The organism is Acidimicrobiales bacterium (assembly GCA_036270875.1).
Lineage (GTDB): Bacteria > Actinomycetota > Acidimicrobiia > Acidimicrobiales > AC-9 > AC-9.
In genome coordinates this window covers 1-14,498 of the sequence record DATBBR010000079.1, presented here as the reverse complement: position 1 = coordinate 14,498, position 14,498 = coordinate 1, and the positions used below count along the sequence as shown (strand labels likewise).

The 14,498-nt window shown below is 70.9% G+C and carries 14 protein-coding genes; 5 read left to right on the top strand and 9 right to left on the bottom strand.

Annotation, left to right across the window (positions count from 1 at the left end; translation table 11 throughout):
• The coding region (locus tag VH112_09730; GenBank protein ID HEX4540513.1) for an AMP-binding protein at positions 1-1,566 on the top strand (1,566 nt) is incomplete at its 5' end.
• Between the two features lie 267 nt (positions 1,567-1,833).
• Here VH112_09730 and VH112_09725 read toward each other — a convergent pair.
• Entirely contained in the window at positions 1,834-2,637 is an 804-nt protein-coding gene (locus VH112_09725) for an enoyl-CoA hydratase (protein ID HEX4540512.1), read from the bottom strand.
• 205 nt (positions 2,638-2,842) lie between these two features.
• Between VH112_09725 and VH112_09720 the strand changes: the two genes are divergently transcribed.
• Positions 2,843-4,273 (top strand): trypsin-like peptidase domain-containing protein, encoded by a 1,431-nt coding sequence (locus VH112_09720; GenBank protein HEX4540511.1) that lies wholly within the window; start codon positions 2,843-2,845, stop codon positions 4,271-4,273.
• Positions 4,274-4,309: 36 nt separating this feature from the next.
• Here the strand turns inward: VH112_09720 and VH112_09715 are convergent, their stop codons facing one another.
• Positions 4,310-4,660, bottom strand: coding sequence for a metalloregulator ArsR/SmtB family transcription factor (locus VH112_09715; GenBank protein HEX4540510.1), 351 nt, complete (start codon positions 4,658-4,660; stop codon positions 4,310-4,312).
• Positions 4,661-4,793: 133 nt separating this feature from the next.
• Here VH112_09715 and VH112_09710 point away from each other — a divergent pair, with 133 nt between their 5' ends.
• Positions 4,794-6,314 carry an MFS transporter gene (locus VH112_09710; protein ID HEX4540509.1) on the top strand — a complete coding sequence of 507 codons (1,521 nt, stop codon included), beginning with the start codon at positions 4,794-4,796 and terminating at the stop codon, positions 6,312-6,314.
• Between the two features lie 18 nt (positions 6,315-6,332).
• Here the strand turns inward: VH112_09710 and VH112_09705 are convergent, their stop codons facing one another.
• From VH112_09705 to VH112_09675, 7 genes are all read right to left on the bottom strand, one after another.
• Positions 6,333-6,542 carry a ferredoxin gene (locus VH112_09705; GenBank protein ID HEX4540508.1) on the bottom strand — a complete coding sequence of 70 codons (210 nt, stop codon included), beginning with the start codon at positions 6,540-6,542 and terminating at the stop codon, positions 6,333-6,335.
• Positions 6,542-7,840, bottom strand: a complete 1,299-nt coding sequence (locus tag VH112_09700; protein ID HEX4540507.1) for an NADH-ubiquinone oxidoreductase-F iron-sulfur binding region domain-containing protein — start codon at positions 7,838-7,840, stop codon at positions 6,542-6,544. Before VH112_09700 ends, VH112_09705 begins: the two co-directional genes overlap by 1 nt.
• A 3-nt stretch (positions 7,841-7,843) precedes the next feature.
• Positions 7,844-8,995: a ferric reductase-like transmembrane domain-containing protein gene (locus VH112_09695; protein ID HEX4540506.1), complete on the bottom strand. Its 1,152-nt coding sequence runs from the start codon at positions 8,993-8,995 to the stop codon at positions 7,844-7,846.
• Entirely contained in the window at positions 8,992-9,936 is a 945-nt protein-coding gene (locus VH112_09690) for an FAD:protein FMN transferase (GenBank protein ID HEX4540505.1), read from the bottom strand. Before VH112_09690 ends, VH112_09695 begins: the two co-directional genes overlap by 4 nt.
• Entirely contained in the window at positions 9,933-10,244 is a 312-nt protein-coding gene (locus VH112_09685; GenBank protein ID HEX4540504.1) for a hypothetical protein, read from the bottom strand. Before VH112_09685 ends, VH112_09690 begins: the two co-directional genes overlap by 4 nt.
• A gap of 148 nt (positions 10,245-10,392) precedes the next feature.
• Positions 10,393-11,862, bottom strand: coding sequence for a HAMP domain-containing sensor histidine kinase (locus VH112_09680; GenBank protein HEX4540503.1), 1,470 nt, complete (start codon positions 11,860-11,862; stop codon positions 10,393-10,395).
• A gap of 2 nt (positions 11,863-11,864) precedes the next feature.
• Complete coding sequence (locus VH112_09675; GenBank protein HEX4540502.1) at positions 11,865-12,530, bottom strand: response regulator transcription factor; 666 nt, start codon at positions 12,528-12,530, stop codon at positions 11,865-11,867.
• Positions 12,531-12,687: 157 nt separating this feature from the next.
• On the opposite strand from VH112_09675, the gene VH112_09670 reads away from it, so the two are divergent.
• On the top strand, positions 12,688-13,488 hold the full coding sequence (locus VH112_09670) for an ABC transporter permease (protein ID HEX4540501.1): 801 nt from the start codon (positions 12,688-12,690) through the stop codon (positions 13,486-13,488).
• 82 nt (positions 13,489-13,570) lie between these two features.
• The coding region (locus tag VH112_09665) for an NAD-dependent epimerase/dehydratase family protein (GenBank protein ID HEX4540500.1) at positions 13,571-14,498 on the top strand (928 nt) is incomplete at its 3' end.

Below are 14,498 nucleotides of genomic sequence, written 5' to 3'. Positions count from 1 at the left end.
CCACTCCGCCCTTGGGCTGACCGACCGGGAACGGCCGTGCTCCTCCACGATCTCGTCGACCGCAGCGCCACCGACGACCCTGACGCGGCCGCGGTCACCGTCGGGGCGACGACCACGACCTTCGGCGCCTTGTCGGCGCGGGTGGCACGGGTGTCCGCAGTCGTGGAGGCGCTGACCGATCCAGGCGACCGGGTCGCGGTCATCGGTGAGAACTCCCGGGCCTGGGTGGAGTGCTACTACGCGGTGCCGCGAGCCGGCCGCGTCCTCGTCTTCTTGAACCATCGGCTCGCCCCACCCGAGTTGCAAGAGATCGTGGCTCGTTCCGGCGCCACGCTGCTGATCGGCGCGACCGGCCCACCTGAGCAGCTGCTGCCGGGTGCAGGAACGATTCCGTCGATCCGGACGATCCTCGATCTCGACCGCTATGAAGCGCTCGTCCAGCGGGCAACACCGGCGGCTCCTGTCGCGACGCGAGCAGACGACCCGGCGTGGATCATCTACACAAGCGGGACGACTGGCTCGCCGAAGGGAGCGACGCTCACGCATGCCAGCCTTCTGGCCGCCGTTGAGGTCACCGCCGCCTGCCGACCCGTGGCAGCCGACGAGGTGTACCTCTTCCCGTTCCCGCTGTGCCACGTCGCCGGGTACAACGTCCTCAACCACCACCGCCACGGCCGGCACGTCGTGCTGCTCCCCCGCTTCGACCCTGCGGACTTCGTCGACGCAGCCACCCAGCATGGAGCGACCGCGACCTCGCTGGCCGCCACCATGCTCGACGCCCTCCTCGACCACCTCGACCGGTGCGGTGGCTCGATGCCCACGCTTCGATCGGTTGCGTATGGCGCGGCTCCGATGCCGCCGACGCTGCTCGCCCGGGCCGACAGCCAGCTGGGCGTGGAGCTCGCCCAGGGCTACGGGATGACCGAGCTCTCCGGCAACGCCGTCTTCCTCGACCCCGAGACCCACCACCGCGGCCTTGCCGGTGACCACCGTCTCCTCGCCGCGGCCGGCCGCCCCGGTCCGGGCGTCGCCCTGCGACTGGTCGACGATGAGGATCGCGACGTGCCGGTGGGCGCGGTCGGCGAGATCCTCGTCCGTGGCAAACAGGTCATGGCCCGCTACTGGGACGACGAGCAGGCGACGACCGACGCCCTTCGCGATGGCTGGCTCCACACCGGTGACGTCGGGCGCCGGGACGGGGCCGGGTGGCTGTACGTCGTCGACCGCAAGAAGGACGTCATCGTCACGGGCGGGGAGAACGTGGCGTCGAGAGAGGTGGAGGACGTCCTCCACTCGCACCCCGCCGTGCGGGAGGTGGCCGTGATCGGCGTGCCGGACCCGCATTGGGGCGAGAACGTCTGCGCCCTCGTCGTACCGCAGCCCAGCGCGGCCGACCCGGTCTCCGATGTGGTCGCGCTGGCGAGGTCACGACTGGCCGGTTTCAAGACGCCGCGACACGTCATCCTCGTCGACAACCTTCCGAAGAACGCCAGCGGGAAGGTGCTCAAGGCCGAGCTGCGGCGCTGGCTCACCGACCACCCGGAGCTGCTCGGCGAACGCGGCTGACCGCCTGCGCTGGCGGGCCAGCTCCGAAAGTTCACCTCACGTTCAGGCGAGTGCGGTCGAAGATCCCCCCCTTGGACAACGTTGCTGCCTACCCTCGACGTACGGATGACGTTCCATCAACGCGGGAGGTCCGTCCGTGGAAGCGATCCTCAGCCGCATCGCCGTCGAGGTGCTCGTCGCCTTGGCTGTCCTGGCGATTCGTCAGCTGGTGCAACGCTATGCACCAGGGACCGCGAACGCCTGATGTAGCCGAAACGAAGTAGTCGCTCAGTCGCGATACACCGGGGGCCGCTGTTGCTTGCGGGCCCGCACCGCCTCCTCGAAATTCTGCGTGGTGAGGCGCACGTAGAGCTGGGCGTGGCCCTCGTGGTCCATGTGGGCGTGGAGGCTGCCGGCGTCGAGGCTTGCCCACAGGAGACGCTTGGTGCCTTCCACGCCTACCCGGCTGAAGCCGACGATCCGCTCGGCGAGCTCGTAGCACGCGTCGAGCATCTCCAGAGCCGGCACCGTCCTCGACACCAGGCCGATGCGATCGGCCTCCTGGGCATCGACGTCCCGTCCCGAGAGCAGTATCTCGAAGGCGCGCGACGAACCGACGGCCCTGGGCAGGAGGTAGCTGATCCCGAGCTCGCTCGACGTCAGGCCGTTGTTGATCCCCGCCGCCCGAAAGAACGCCCGCTCCGACGCGATGCGGATGTCGGTCGCGACCGCGAGACAGAATCCCCCGCCTATGGCGGGGCCATTGATCGCCCCGATGACCGGCTGGTGCATCCGACGGATGGCGAGGATCACATCGTGGAGCAGCTCCATGGCTCGCCATGCGATCCCAGGCGTCGTCAGTCCCGCGATGTCCGGGACCACGCCCGAGTCCTCGAGATCAGCCCCTGAGCAGAAGGCGTCACCCGCCCCGGTGACGACGACCACGCGGGTGTCGTTGTCGAGGCTCACCTCGTCGAGGGCCTGCCGCAGCGGGATCATGACGTCGAATGCCATGGCGTTCATCCGCTCAGGCCGGTTCAAGGTGACGCGGGAGACGTGTGGCCGGGGCTTGTCGATCAACACGAAGGACATGAGCCGCTCATGCTAAGGGGTACGCGCTGTCGCTGGCGGCTCTGCTCTGTTGCTCGGCGGCTCCGACGGCCGGGCGGGGCCGGATCCGGCCCGCGATCGGCAGTTCTTCGGGGGCTCCTAGGCTCTTCTCAGGCCCCGCACAGCATCGCCGACCACGATGACCGGTTGGGTCCACGATGCAGCAGGGACGCCGAAGGGAGAGGCAATGACCGAAGGGCAGGCTGGCGGACCCGACGACGGCAACGAGAGCCCGTCGCCGGAGTCCGATCATCCACAACAAGAGCAGCAAGCTGGCTCCGAGATCTCGCCCTGGTCGCCGGCCGCCCAGCAGCCGGAGGCCCCACAGCCCTCACCTGAGCAGCGCGCGCCCCAACAAGGCTCCCCCCCGCCCGGCCCCCAGACCGATCCCTACATGCGGCCCGTCGCCGCGCCGTGGGCGCTCGACCCCCCGGGGCCACCCCCGCCCGAGAACCCCACCGCCACCCAAGCGCCGGCCGACCGCCCGAGCAGCAGCGGCGGCGGACCCGGTCGGCTCTGGATCGTCGCCGGTCTCGTCGCCATTCTCATCGCCGGCCTCGTCGGCGGGGTGGTCGGCGCCCTGGTCGAGAAGCCCTCCAGCTCGTCGAGCACCATCATCACACCGAAGTTCACCTCGAACACGAGCGCGCTTCCAAAGCCTGGCGACGTCCAGAGCATCCTCGCCCGGGTGGAGCCAGCCGTCGTCAACATCAACACCCAGGGCGGCGGGGGTCGCCTGTCCGGCTCGGGCGCCGGGACTGGGATGGTGATCAGCAGCAACGGCCAGGTGTTGACCAATGCCCACGTGGTATCGGGGGCCAGCAGCGTGAGCGTGACGTTCGCCGGTCAGAGCCAGACCCACCCCGCCACCGTGACCTCAGCGGACCCCAGCGCGGACGTGGCCCTGGTGCAGATCCAGGGCGTCAACGGCCTCCCCACCGTCACCCTCGGTGACTCGGGAGGCGTGCAGGTCGGCGACAGCGTTCTCGCCATCGGCAACGCCTTGGACCTCGGGAACCAGCCGACGGTCACCGAGGGCATCATCTCTGCGCTGAACCGGACACTCAACTCCGGCGGAGAGAGCCTCTCGGGTCTGCTCCAGACCGACGCCGCCATCAGCCCCGGGAACTCCGGTGGCCCCCTCGTCAACTCCGCCGGCCAGGTGGTGGGGATGAACACGGCGGTCCTGACCGGCAGCGCCCAGGAGCCGGCCCAGAACATCGGCTTCGCCATCCCGATCAACCAGGCGAAGACGAAGATCTCGCAGCTCAAGCCCGGACAGGGCGTCACCAACGGGGGCGCGACGGCTCCGAACGGCGCTTTCCTCGGGGTCGGCGTCGCCAACGCGTCGGGCGCGACGCCCGGCGCGCCCGGCGGCCCTGGTGCCCTCGTCGAGCAGGTCGTGCCGAGCTCGCCGGCGAGCAAGATCGGGCTCCAGGCTGGTGACGTCATCGTGGCCTTCGACAACAAGCCGGTCGCCGCGGCCAGCGACCTGGCCTCGGCCGTCGGCTCGCACCATCCAGGCGACCACGTCCAGGTGACGTGGACACGGAACGGGGCCCGTCAGTCCGCCTCGGCGACGCTCACGAACTCCCCTGCCACCCCGCAGAGCGGCTGACCGGGCCGCCCGCTCCGGCGGGCCCGGTCGTCGCTGCTACCCGTCGACGGTGGCCGCGGCGGCGATCTCGGACCTGGCCCCGATGAGCACCGCATCGAGCAGACCGGGGAAGCGGGCGTCGAGGTCCTCACGGCGCAGCGCCACCAGCTTGCGCTGGCCGTCGTAGCGCGTCCTGATCACACCCGCCTCACGCAGCACCCGAAGATGGTGCGAGCGGGTCGACTTCGCCAGCCCCTGTGAGCCGGCGAGCTCGCCGAGATCGGCGCAACAGAGGTCGCTGGTCTCGGCCAGGGCGCTCACCGTTCGCAGACGCGACGGGTCGGCCAGGGCGTGCATCACTGACGCCAGGTCGATGTCCTCGACCGCCGGCCCCGGCAGCTCACGCATCGCCGCCACCCCCTCGAGTGTTCAATCTCTCGTTCCGTGCTCCAACCGGCCCCTCGGCCGGAATACCCCAGATGGTACCGGAGTTGCAACGTTCTACGTTCGTCGAACTATCTGACGAGAGGGCGGGTTCTCGATGACGATGACAGCGCGTCAGCCGGCACCGGCGGACCAGGCGCAGACCGATGGGGCCGAGGCCGGGGCGGAGCCGACCTACGACCCTCGTCGCTGGCGCTCCCTGCCGATCGTGCTGTCGGCCACGTTCATGTCCCTGTTCGACGTGTTCGTCGTGAATGTCGCCGCACCGAGCGTCCAGCACGACCTGCACGCCTCCTCGGCGACGCTGGAGCTCATCGTGGCCGCCTATTCGTTCACCTATGCCGCCGGGCTGGTCACCGGGGCCCGGCTCGGGGACCTCGTCGGCCGCCGGCGGATGTTCGTTGTCGGACTGGGTCTGTTCGCCGTGGCCTCGTTCCTCTGCGGCGTGGCGCCGACCGGCGGCGCCCTCATCGTCGGACGTCTCGCTCAGGGTCTCGGTGCCGCGGCGATGGTGCCCCAGGTGCTGGCCATGCTGACCGTCAGCTTCCCGCCGGCCGAACGGCCGCGGGCGTTCTCGCTGTTCGGGGCCACGGTCGGCCTCGGCACCGTGTCCGGGCAGGTGCTCGGCGGCGTGCTGCTGCACCTGAACATTCTCGGTCTGGGGTGGCGGCCGATCTTCCTCGTGAACGTGCCGATCGGCATCACCGCCATCGTCGCCGCCTACCGGCTGCTGCCCGAATCTCGCGCCCGGCTCGCCGACCGCCTGGACCCGCTCGGCGTCATCCTGCTCAGCACCGGCATCGGTGCCGTCACCGCTCCCCTCGTCCTCGGCCGGAGCCAGCACTGGCCGCTGTGGACCTGGGCGTCATTCGTCGCCGGCGCGCTGCTGGTGACGACGTTCCTGTGGTGGGAGCGACGCCTCGGTGAGGGCGGTGGGCATCCGCTCCTGCCGCTCGGGCTGTTCCGGCATCGCGCCTTCAACCTGGGGCTCCTGGTCAACCTCGGGTTCTTCTCCTTCTTCGGCAGCGTCCTGCTGACGCTCACCGTCTTCCTCCAGGAGGGCGTGCACGACTCGCCGCTCACCGCCGGCCTGACCTTCGCCCCTCTCGGCGTCGCCTTCGCCGCGTCATCGTTGGCGGGACGGCGCTTGCACGCCCGTTGGGGGACGTGGGTGATCACGGCGGGCACCGCGATCGCCCTGGCCGGCATCGTCGGGCTCACGCTGGTCGTGAGCGAGGCGGGTCTGTCGGCGTCGGCGATCGAGCTGTCGCCCGTCTTGGCCCTGATCGGCATCGGCAGTGGCCTGGTGGTCCCGCTGATCGTCTCCGGGGTGCTGCAGAGCGTCCCGGGCAGCTCGGCGGGCGCGGCCTCGGGAGTGTTGACCACGACCCAGCAGTTCTCGATCACCCTGGGCATCTCCGCTGTGGGCACCCTCTTCTTCTCGAGGTTGGCGAGCGCGGGAATGGTCGCCGCCATGCAGGCCGGCCTCGTCGCCGACCTGGCGCTGGTTGGGCTGGCCATGGCGATGACCATCCTGCTGGCGCGCCCTCCGGCTGGCGAGGTCGCCACGGCCGGGGCGGAGCCGGCGTCGCTCACGTCGGCCGAGGAGGCCGCCTGACAGCCAGCAGCAGCCGACTCAGTCGATCTTGACGAGCAGGGCCAAGGTCGGGCAGGCGGCCACGGCCCGCCGGGCATGGTCCTTCAGCTCGGGCGGCACGGGATCGGGATTGACCACCGGATAGCCCCAATCGTCGAGACGGATCCACTCCGGCAGCAGCTCGGCGCACAGCCCGTGGCCCTCGCACGTGATCGGGTTCACCGCCAGGCGCATCCCGCGCGTCCGCATCACCGGCTCCTCGTCGGCGACCCGGTCGCCGCTCCGGTCCGGACGGGATCGGCCCAGCAGCGCTGGTGACGCCGGTGCCATTCGATGTCGTCCGAGAAGACAGCAAGGGCGGAGGCCACCATCCTGGCGGCGCCGTCGGGGTGATGACAGGCGCCCCGGCCGTCCACGTCGGCGGCCCAGCGGCGCAGGGTGGCCAACGTGCCCGGTCCACCCCGGCCCCGGTGGAGCTGGTCCAGGGCCCCGGCGATCGCCGCCAGCCCGTTCACACACGGACCGCACTGGCCCGACGACTCTCCGGCCAGGTAGCGGGCGATGCGCGTCGTCTCGGCCAGGCCGCAACCACGCCGGGACAGCACGACGACCACGCCGGCACCCAGGGAGGCGCCGGCAGGCCGCAGCTGATCGTCGGTCAGGCCCAGGCCCAGGGAGCGGTCCGCGTCGAGCCAGCGGCCGGCGTACCCGCCGACGAGGACGGCGCGCACATCGTCCGCCTGGCCACCGCAGGAAGCGATGGTGTGGGCGATCGAAGTGCCGGGAGCGATCTCGTACACGCCGGGTCGGGCCACCTCGCCGGACACCGTGATCAGCGTCGACCCGGTATGACCGGGCGTCCCGATCTCCCGGAACCAGTCCGGTCCGAAACGCGCCAGCAACGCCATATGGGCCAGGGTCTCCACGTTCTGCACCAACGTCGGCCGCCCGCCCACGCCCTTCTGGAAGGGCCGCGGCGGGACGAAGGTCGGCTTGGCCGGTCCCCCGTTGAGCCAGTGGACCAGCGCGCTCTCCTCGCCGACCACGAAGCCGCTCGGTGTGACTGTCAGCTCGATCCCGATCGGGTCGTGGCCGGTGGCACGCCGTTCGTCGATGGCGGCCTCCACGCTGAGCCAGGCCCGCCGGGCGGCCTCCTCGACGCAGATGATCGCCCGCCTGGCCCCGACGGCCTCGGCGGCCAGCAGCACGCCGTCGAGCACGAGATGGGGAGCGGACTCGAGCAAGAGCTTGTCCTTCCTGCTGGCCGGCTCACCCTCGGTCCCGTTGGCCACGACCACCGGTCGGCGCCCTCCTTCGGCGACGGCGGTCATCTTCCGGGCGGTCGGGAAGCCCGATCCTCCGCGGCCCCGAAGTCCGCCGGCATCGACGGCCCGGATCAGGGCTTCCCGGGGCCCCCGCCGCTGGTCCCCACGGAGTGGCGGGGGCCCGATCTGCTCCAGGTGCGCGGACAGGCGCGTCGGACCTTCGGACCCGGAGGCCCACAGCAGGAGACGAGGGAGCCCGACGGGCGGCGCGACGGGGGCCACCGCTCAGTTGCTCCCCTGGCCCGCCGAGCTCGAGACGGCGCCGGGCGTGGCCTGCACCGTGCCGCTCACGGCGTTCGACGACGGGTCGGCCTGCAGCCGAGCCGAGAGGGTCAGCGCCGCTCCCTGGGCGTTCGTGGCCGTCATCACCAGCCGTGTTCCCTGGAGGTTGGTGACCTTCCCGCTGTACATGCCCGGCTGCTGGGATGGTCCGACGGTCACTGTGCTGGTGGACAGGTCCACGCCCTCGGTTCTCGCCGCCCGGCCCTGGATGGTCACCACCAGGCGACCGGTGACGGCGCCCTCGAGCGCGGTGTCGATGCGAACCGTCACGATCCCGCCCTGGTCGGGGGCGCTCTGCACGAGCGTGCCCTGAAGGGTGGCCGTGAACGGCGCCTGACCGAACGTGCTGGGCGCCGCCGTGGACGGAGGCGCGCTGGCGGTGCCCGAGCCAAGCGTCGCCGTCGAGCTGGAGGAGGCGAGCAGGTTCGACGGGGTGCCCGCCCGACGGGCCCATCCGGACGCGAGGGGTCCGGTGATGGCCCAGGCGGCGATGACGATGGGCACGACGACGGTGGCGCCGAGCCCGGCGAGGCGCGGGCCGAGCGACGCAGGCCAACCGGCGACGACGCGCCACCAGACCGCGAGGATCACGGCGCCGACGCAGGCGATGGTGACGGCCTGCATCCAGGTCGCCTTGGGATCGGTGCCCGTGCCCAGCCCGTGCACGACCGCCAACCCCCAGCACCCGTAGGCCAGCCAGTGCACGGCCCGCCACGCCGGGTAACCGAGACGCTGGCGCACGGCGCTGGTGATGAGCAGGGCCAGCAGGAGGTCGAAGGCCACGGCACCCAGGCCCAGCCAGACGGACCGGTACGTCCCATGGAACGGGACCACCGAGTCGAGCCAGCCGATGGGGGCGAAACCGTCCGCCACCGCCGTGACGATGTGGACCAGGAGGAGGGCGAGCGCGAGGACCGACACGTTGCGGTGGAGCCCGGCGGTCACGAACCGCGGCCACTGCTCGGAGCGCCAACGCACCGTGGCCATGATCCCGAGGACCGTAGAGCCGGTCAGCAGCAGCAGCGAGACAGCGCCGGCACTGCGGGTCAGGTACCACAGAGGACTGCCCGTGGTGGCGGCGAGCAGCGGGGTCACGACGCCCCCTGGGGGTCCGGCCAGCCGCCGACGGTCACGACCCGGCCGTCCTCGGAGACCAGGCGCGCCGGCAGGCCCAGCTCACCCAGCCACGGCACCGCGGTCGCGCCGCGGACGACGGCGGCGGTGCTGGCGGTGTTGGCATCGACACAGCTTCGGGCGGTCACGCTCACCGTCCGCCAGGGGCCGCGCGGCGGCTCGCCGGTCCGGGGGTCGACGATGTGGTGGACGTCGTGTCCCCCTCGGCTCCAGCGCCGGACGGTCGTCGAGGAGGTCGCCAGCCCGCCATCAACGACGGTGATCGTCTGCCCGCAGCCGCTGCCGTCGCGGTGGTCGTCGGTGACCCGGACCGCCCAGCCGTCAGGCGGCGGCGAGCCGCAGACGGCGAGGTCTCCCCCCACGCTGACGAGCACCCCACAGTCGGCGGCGACGTGGGCGGCGGCGACGTGGGCGGCGGCGACGGCCCGGTCGACAGCGAGGGCCTTGGCCGTCGCGCCCAGGTCGACCTCGACGCCAGCCGGCACCCTGGCCCATCCTTCGGCAGGGTCGAGCTCCACCGCCTGCCAACCCGCCGCGGGCGCCGGCGCCTCCACCAGGGCGGGGCCGTCCCGATCGACCTCGGCGAAGTCCCGGTCGTAGCCGCTGAGGCGAAGGGCGCGACCGACCGTCGGGTCGACGTCGCCCTCGGTGAGACGGGCCGCCCGCAGGGCCACCGTGAGCGCCGTGACCAGCAGCGGGCCGACCTGCACCCGTGCGCCACCCGCCCCATTGAGCCGGCTGAGCTCCGAGTCGGGCCGAAATCTGCTCGCCGCCGCGTCCATCTCAGCCAGCTCGTGCTCCACCGCCTGGCGGGCCGCCGGAATAGCACGCGGTTCGGTCACGAGCACGCTTACCGTCGTGCCGAGAGCGGGGAAGGTGACCGAGGCGAGTGTGCCAGTCACGTCCCGCCCGAGACGACATGATGAGATCGCGTCGTCGGCACGGGCGCCTGGGTCGCGGGCTGGAGGCCGCTCGAGTCGCTGCCCGAGCCCGGCGGCGTCACTGTCGTCGTGGTCGTGCTCGCATCCCCGGACCCGCCCTGGCCCTGCACCGGGGAAGCGGGACTGGAGCTCGACCTCCCCGGAAGGGCGTCCGCGGCCGCCGCCGCGATGAGCCCCGTGGCGGCGATCGCGCCCGCAGCCAACCACGCGGTCAGGCGGTAAAGGCGCCGCAGGCCTTCTTCTCGGGACCGGGGGCTCGGAACGCTCATCGCCTCCAGTGTGGCGGGCGAGTCTTGGAGCCAGCTTAGAATCCCGTAATGATTCCGCCGTGGGCACCACCTCAGCGTGGCCCCCGTGGCTGTGCGCCCGCTGAGCGTAGGCCACGAGGCCGCCAACAGATCCCTGAGGGACTCGGGCTCAGTTGGAGACGGTGGCGGGATCCGGGCCCCGTCGAGGAAGCTCGACCAGGAACGAGGCGCCTCCGCCGTCGCGCGACGCCGCCCGGACCCGCCCGCCGTGGGCGTCAGTGATGGCCGCGACGATCGACAGTCCGAGCCCCACGCCGCCGTTGTCCCGGGAGCGCGACGTATCGGCCCGGTAGAAGCGCTCGAAGACCCGCTCGACGGCGACGGGGTCGATGCCGGGTCCCTCGTCGGCGACCTCGAGCACCGCGTTCCCGTTCTCGGAGCCCACCGTCACGCTCGCCGGGCACCCCGGGGGCGTGTGGGTTCGCACGTTGGCCAGCAGGTTGTCGACGACCTGGCGCAGGCGACGGGGGTCGCCGACCACGGTGACGGGCGCGTCGACGGCGAGGCTGAGCGGGCGGTTGGGCTCCACCGCGTGGGCCGCGTCCACGGCCTGGCCGACCACCGCGGCCAGGTCGACGGGTTCCCGGTCCAGCGGGCGACCCTGGTCGAGGCGAGCCAGCAGCAGCAGATCGTCGACGAGCACGCCCATGCGGGTGGCCTCGTCCTCGATCCGGTGCATCGCCTTGGCCAGGTCCTCGGGGCGCCGGTCGGCCCCCCGGCGGAAGAGCTCCGCGTAGCCGCGGATCGACGTGAGCGGGGTCCGCAGCTCGTGCGACGCGTCGGCCACGAACCGTCTGAGTCGCTCCTCCGAGGCCTTGCGCTCGGCGAAGGCGGCCTCGATGCGGGCCAGCATGGCATTGAGGGCGATCCCGAGGCGGCCGATCTCGGTCCGCGGCTCGGTCCCCGGGATGCGGCGGTCGAGCTCTCCCTTGGCGATAGCTCCCGCCGTCTCGGCGATGTCGTCGAGTGGTCGGAAGCTGATCCGCACCAGCCACATTCCGACGAGGACGGCGAGGGCGACGACGGCACCGGTGACCGCCAGCTCGATCCAACGCAGCCGGGACAGGGTCGAGCTCACGTCCCCGAGCGGCAGGCCGACGACCGTGGTGGCCGACAGCCCGGGCAGCGAGGTCACCCGCACGCGGTAGCTCGGGCCCCCCGACTGGGCAGACGGGGCGTCGAAGGTCGTCGAGCCCGGCGAGAGAGGGCTGCTGCCCGGTCCGGGGGTCGGGAGCGGATCAGGCAGCCGAGGAGTGAAGGGCTGGCCGGCGTTGAGGGGCTGGGGATTCCCGCTGACAACGAGCGCTCCCTGCCCGTCGCGGACCTGAAAGAACACGCCGGCCATGGCGCCGCGATCGAGGCGGCCGCTGGTCAGCAGGGCGCGCGTGAGCCCGTTGTTCAGCGCCGTGAGCTGCTGGTCGACCCGGCCGAACAGGAAGGATTGGAGGGCGCGGTAGCTGGCGACGTCGGACACCACGAGGCCCACGACGACGAGGAGCACGAGCGCGCCGAGCAGCCGTTGGCGCAGCGAGAGCCTTCGCCTCGTGACCCCAGGACCACGTGGGTGCCGCCACTGCATGATCAGGCCTGCGGGAGGCGGAGGCTGTAGCCCACCTGGCGACTGGTGTGGATGAGCGGGGGGCCGAGCGGGTCCAGCTTCTTGCGCAGATAGCTGATGTAGGTCTCCAGGACGTTGGGATCGCCCTCGAAGTCGTACTGCCACACGTGCTCGAGGATCTGCACCTTGGACAGGACCCGTCGCGGGTTGAGCATGAAGTAGCGCAGGAGGTTGAACTCGGTGGCGGTCAGATGCACGAGGACGCCACCGCGCCACACCTCCCGGGTGTCCTCGTCGAGGACGAGGTCGGCGAAGTGCAGCTGGGCGTCCGACTCCGTCTCGCCCTGGGTCCGGCGCAGGATGGCGCGGGCCCTGGCGATCAGCTCCTCGAGGCTGAAGGGCTTGGTGACGTAGTCGTCACCGCCGACGGTCAGCCCCGCCACCTTGTCCTCGGTGGCGTCCCTGGCCGTCAGGAAGAGAACGGGCACGCGCAGCCCGTCGGTCCGCAGACGCCTCGTGACCTCAAGGCCGTCGAGGTCGGGCAGCATCACGTCGAGCACGATGAGGTCGGGTCGGAAGGACGTGGCGGCGGCCAGGGCGGCCCTGCCCATGCTCGCCTCCTCCACGTCGAACCCCTCGTACCGCAAGGACGTGCCCACGAGATCACGGATGTACTGCTCGTCGTCCACCACGAGCACCCGCGTGGCGGGTTCCGACCCTCGGGAAGGGCCTTCCTTCCAGCTCATAGCACCGATGATGTCAGGCCGACCTGGGAACTGGCTGTGAATCCCAGATGGCCGAATACCAGATGGACCGAGCCGGAGCGCCGGGTATGCTCCCGCCGGCGTGATTCGAGTCGAGTTCATCAAGCAGGTCCGCCGGGCTCGGACCTACATCGCCCTCGGGGTGCTCGCCCTCATCCCGGTCATCATGGCCGTGGCCCTCAAGCTCAACCCACCGAGCCCCACGAGCAGCGACCGGGGCTACTTCGAGGTAGCGACGCACTCGGGGATCAACCTGCCGCTGGCCGCGCTGACCGCCACGAGCGCCTTCCTGCTGGTCATCGTGGTGTCGCTGTTCGCCGGCGAGACCATCTCTGGCGAGGCGACCTGGGGCACGCTGCGCTACCTCCTCGTTCGCCCCGTCTCCCGGCCCCGTCTCCTCGCCACCAAGCTGCTGGTGGCCTCGACGCTGTCGATCGTGGCGACCATCGTCATCTCCCTGGTCGCCCTCGTGGCTGGGATCATCGCCTTCGGCTGGCACCCCGTGCTGACGCCGTCGTTCCTGATCATCTCCCCGGGCTCGGCCATCGGGAAGCTGGCGCTCGCCACCATCTATGTGGCGTGGAGCATGGCGTCCTTCGTCACCTTCGCCTTCCTGCTGTCAACCATGACCGACTCCGCGTTCGCCGCCGTGGCCGGAGGCGTCGGGCTCGGAATCGTGAGCCAGATCCTCAACAACATCTCGGCGCTCGACTTCATGAGCTTTGCGTTCCCCACGCACTACATCGACTCCTGGCACGGACTGTTCTTCTCGCCGACCCGGACGGGTGACATGGTGCACGGGGTGCTCCTGGAGCTTCCCTATGTGGCGGTGTTCCTGGGCCTGGCCTGGTGGCGATTCCTCCGCAAGGACGTCCTGAGCTGAGCTTTCGGCGCATTTGTGAATCCTCAGCGAACTCTGAGGATCCTCCCAGGTACGCCCGAGCTTGAGCGGTAAGAATCTCGGCATGTCCTCGCTGACCGCACCGACCCGCCCCGACCGTTCCACCACCGCAGCGCAGCCCACCTCCAGGGTGCTGGTCCTCGGCGGCGATGGCTTCCTCGGGTGGCCGACGGCCCTGCACCTCTCCCGTCGGGGCCACCAGGTCGGTGTGGTCGACAATCTCTGTCGCCGGCAGTACGACGACGAGATGGGGGTCGACAGCCTGGTGCCCATCGCCAGCCTGGAGCGGCGGGTACGGGCCTGGACCGAGGTCAGCGGGCTCGCCGTCACGCCCTACGTCGGCGACATGATGGACCCGGACTTCGTGGAGACGACGGTGGCCGACTTCCGGCCCGACGCCGTGGTGCACTTCGCCGAGCAGCGCAGCGCCCCGTACTCGATGATCGATCGGTCCCACGCCGTCTACACCCAGGTCAACAACGTGGTGGGCACGCTCAACCTCATCTACGCCATCGCCCAGATCAACCCTGACATCCACCTGGTCAAGCTGGGCACCATGGGCGAGTACGGGACACCCAACATCGATATCGAGGAAGGCTGGCTCGATGTCACGCACAACGGACGGACCGATACGGTGCTGTTCCCCAAGCGCCCGGGATCCTTTTACCATCTGTCGAAGGTCCACGACAGTCACAACATCCACTTCGCCTGCCGGATCTGGGGCCTCCGCGCGACCGATCTGAACCAGGGCGTGGTCTACGGCCTGGAGACCGACGAGTCGGCACTCGACCCGAGACTCGCGACCAGCTTCCACTACGACGAGGTGTTCGGCACCGCCCTCAACCGGTTCTGCGTCCAGGCGGCGATCGGCCATCCGCTGAGCGTCTATGGACGTGGCGGACAGACGCGCGGGTATCTCAACATCCGCGACACGATCGCGTGTGACGGCCTGGCGACCGCGACGCCGGCCGATCCGGGGCAGCTGCGCGTGT

Coding starts and splice junctions, on each gene's coding strand:
- VH112_09725 (HEX4540512.1), bottom strand. CDS start 2,637: ATGTCCTTCGTGTTGATCGACAAGCCCCGGCCACACGTCTCCCGCGTC.
- VH112_09720 (HEX4540511.1), top strand. CDS start 2,843: ATGACCGAAGGGCAGGCTGGCGGACCCGACGACGGCAACGAGAGCCCG.
- VH112_09715 (HEX4540510.1), bottom strand. CDS start 4,660: ATGCGTGAGCTGCCGGGGCCGGCGGTCGAGGACATCGACCTGGCGTCA.
- VH112_09710 (HEX4540509.1), top strand. CDS start 4,794: ATGACGATGACAGCGCGTCAGCCGGCACCGGCGGACCAGGCGCAGACC.
- VH112_09705 (HEX4540508.1), bottom strand. CDS start 6,542: ATGCGGACGCGCGGGATGCGCCTGGCGGTGAACCCGATCACGTGCGAG.
- VH112_09685 (HEX4540504.1), bottom strand. CDS start 10,244: ATGAGCGTTCCGAGCCCCCGGTCCCGAGAAGAAGGCCTGCGGCGCCTT.
- VH112_09680 (HEX4540503.1), bottom strand. CDS start 11,862: ATGCAGTGGCGGCACCCACGTGGTCCTGGGGTCACGAGGCGAAGGCTC.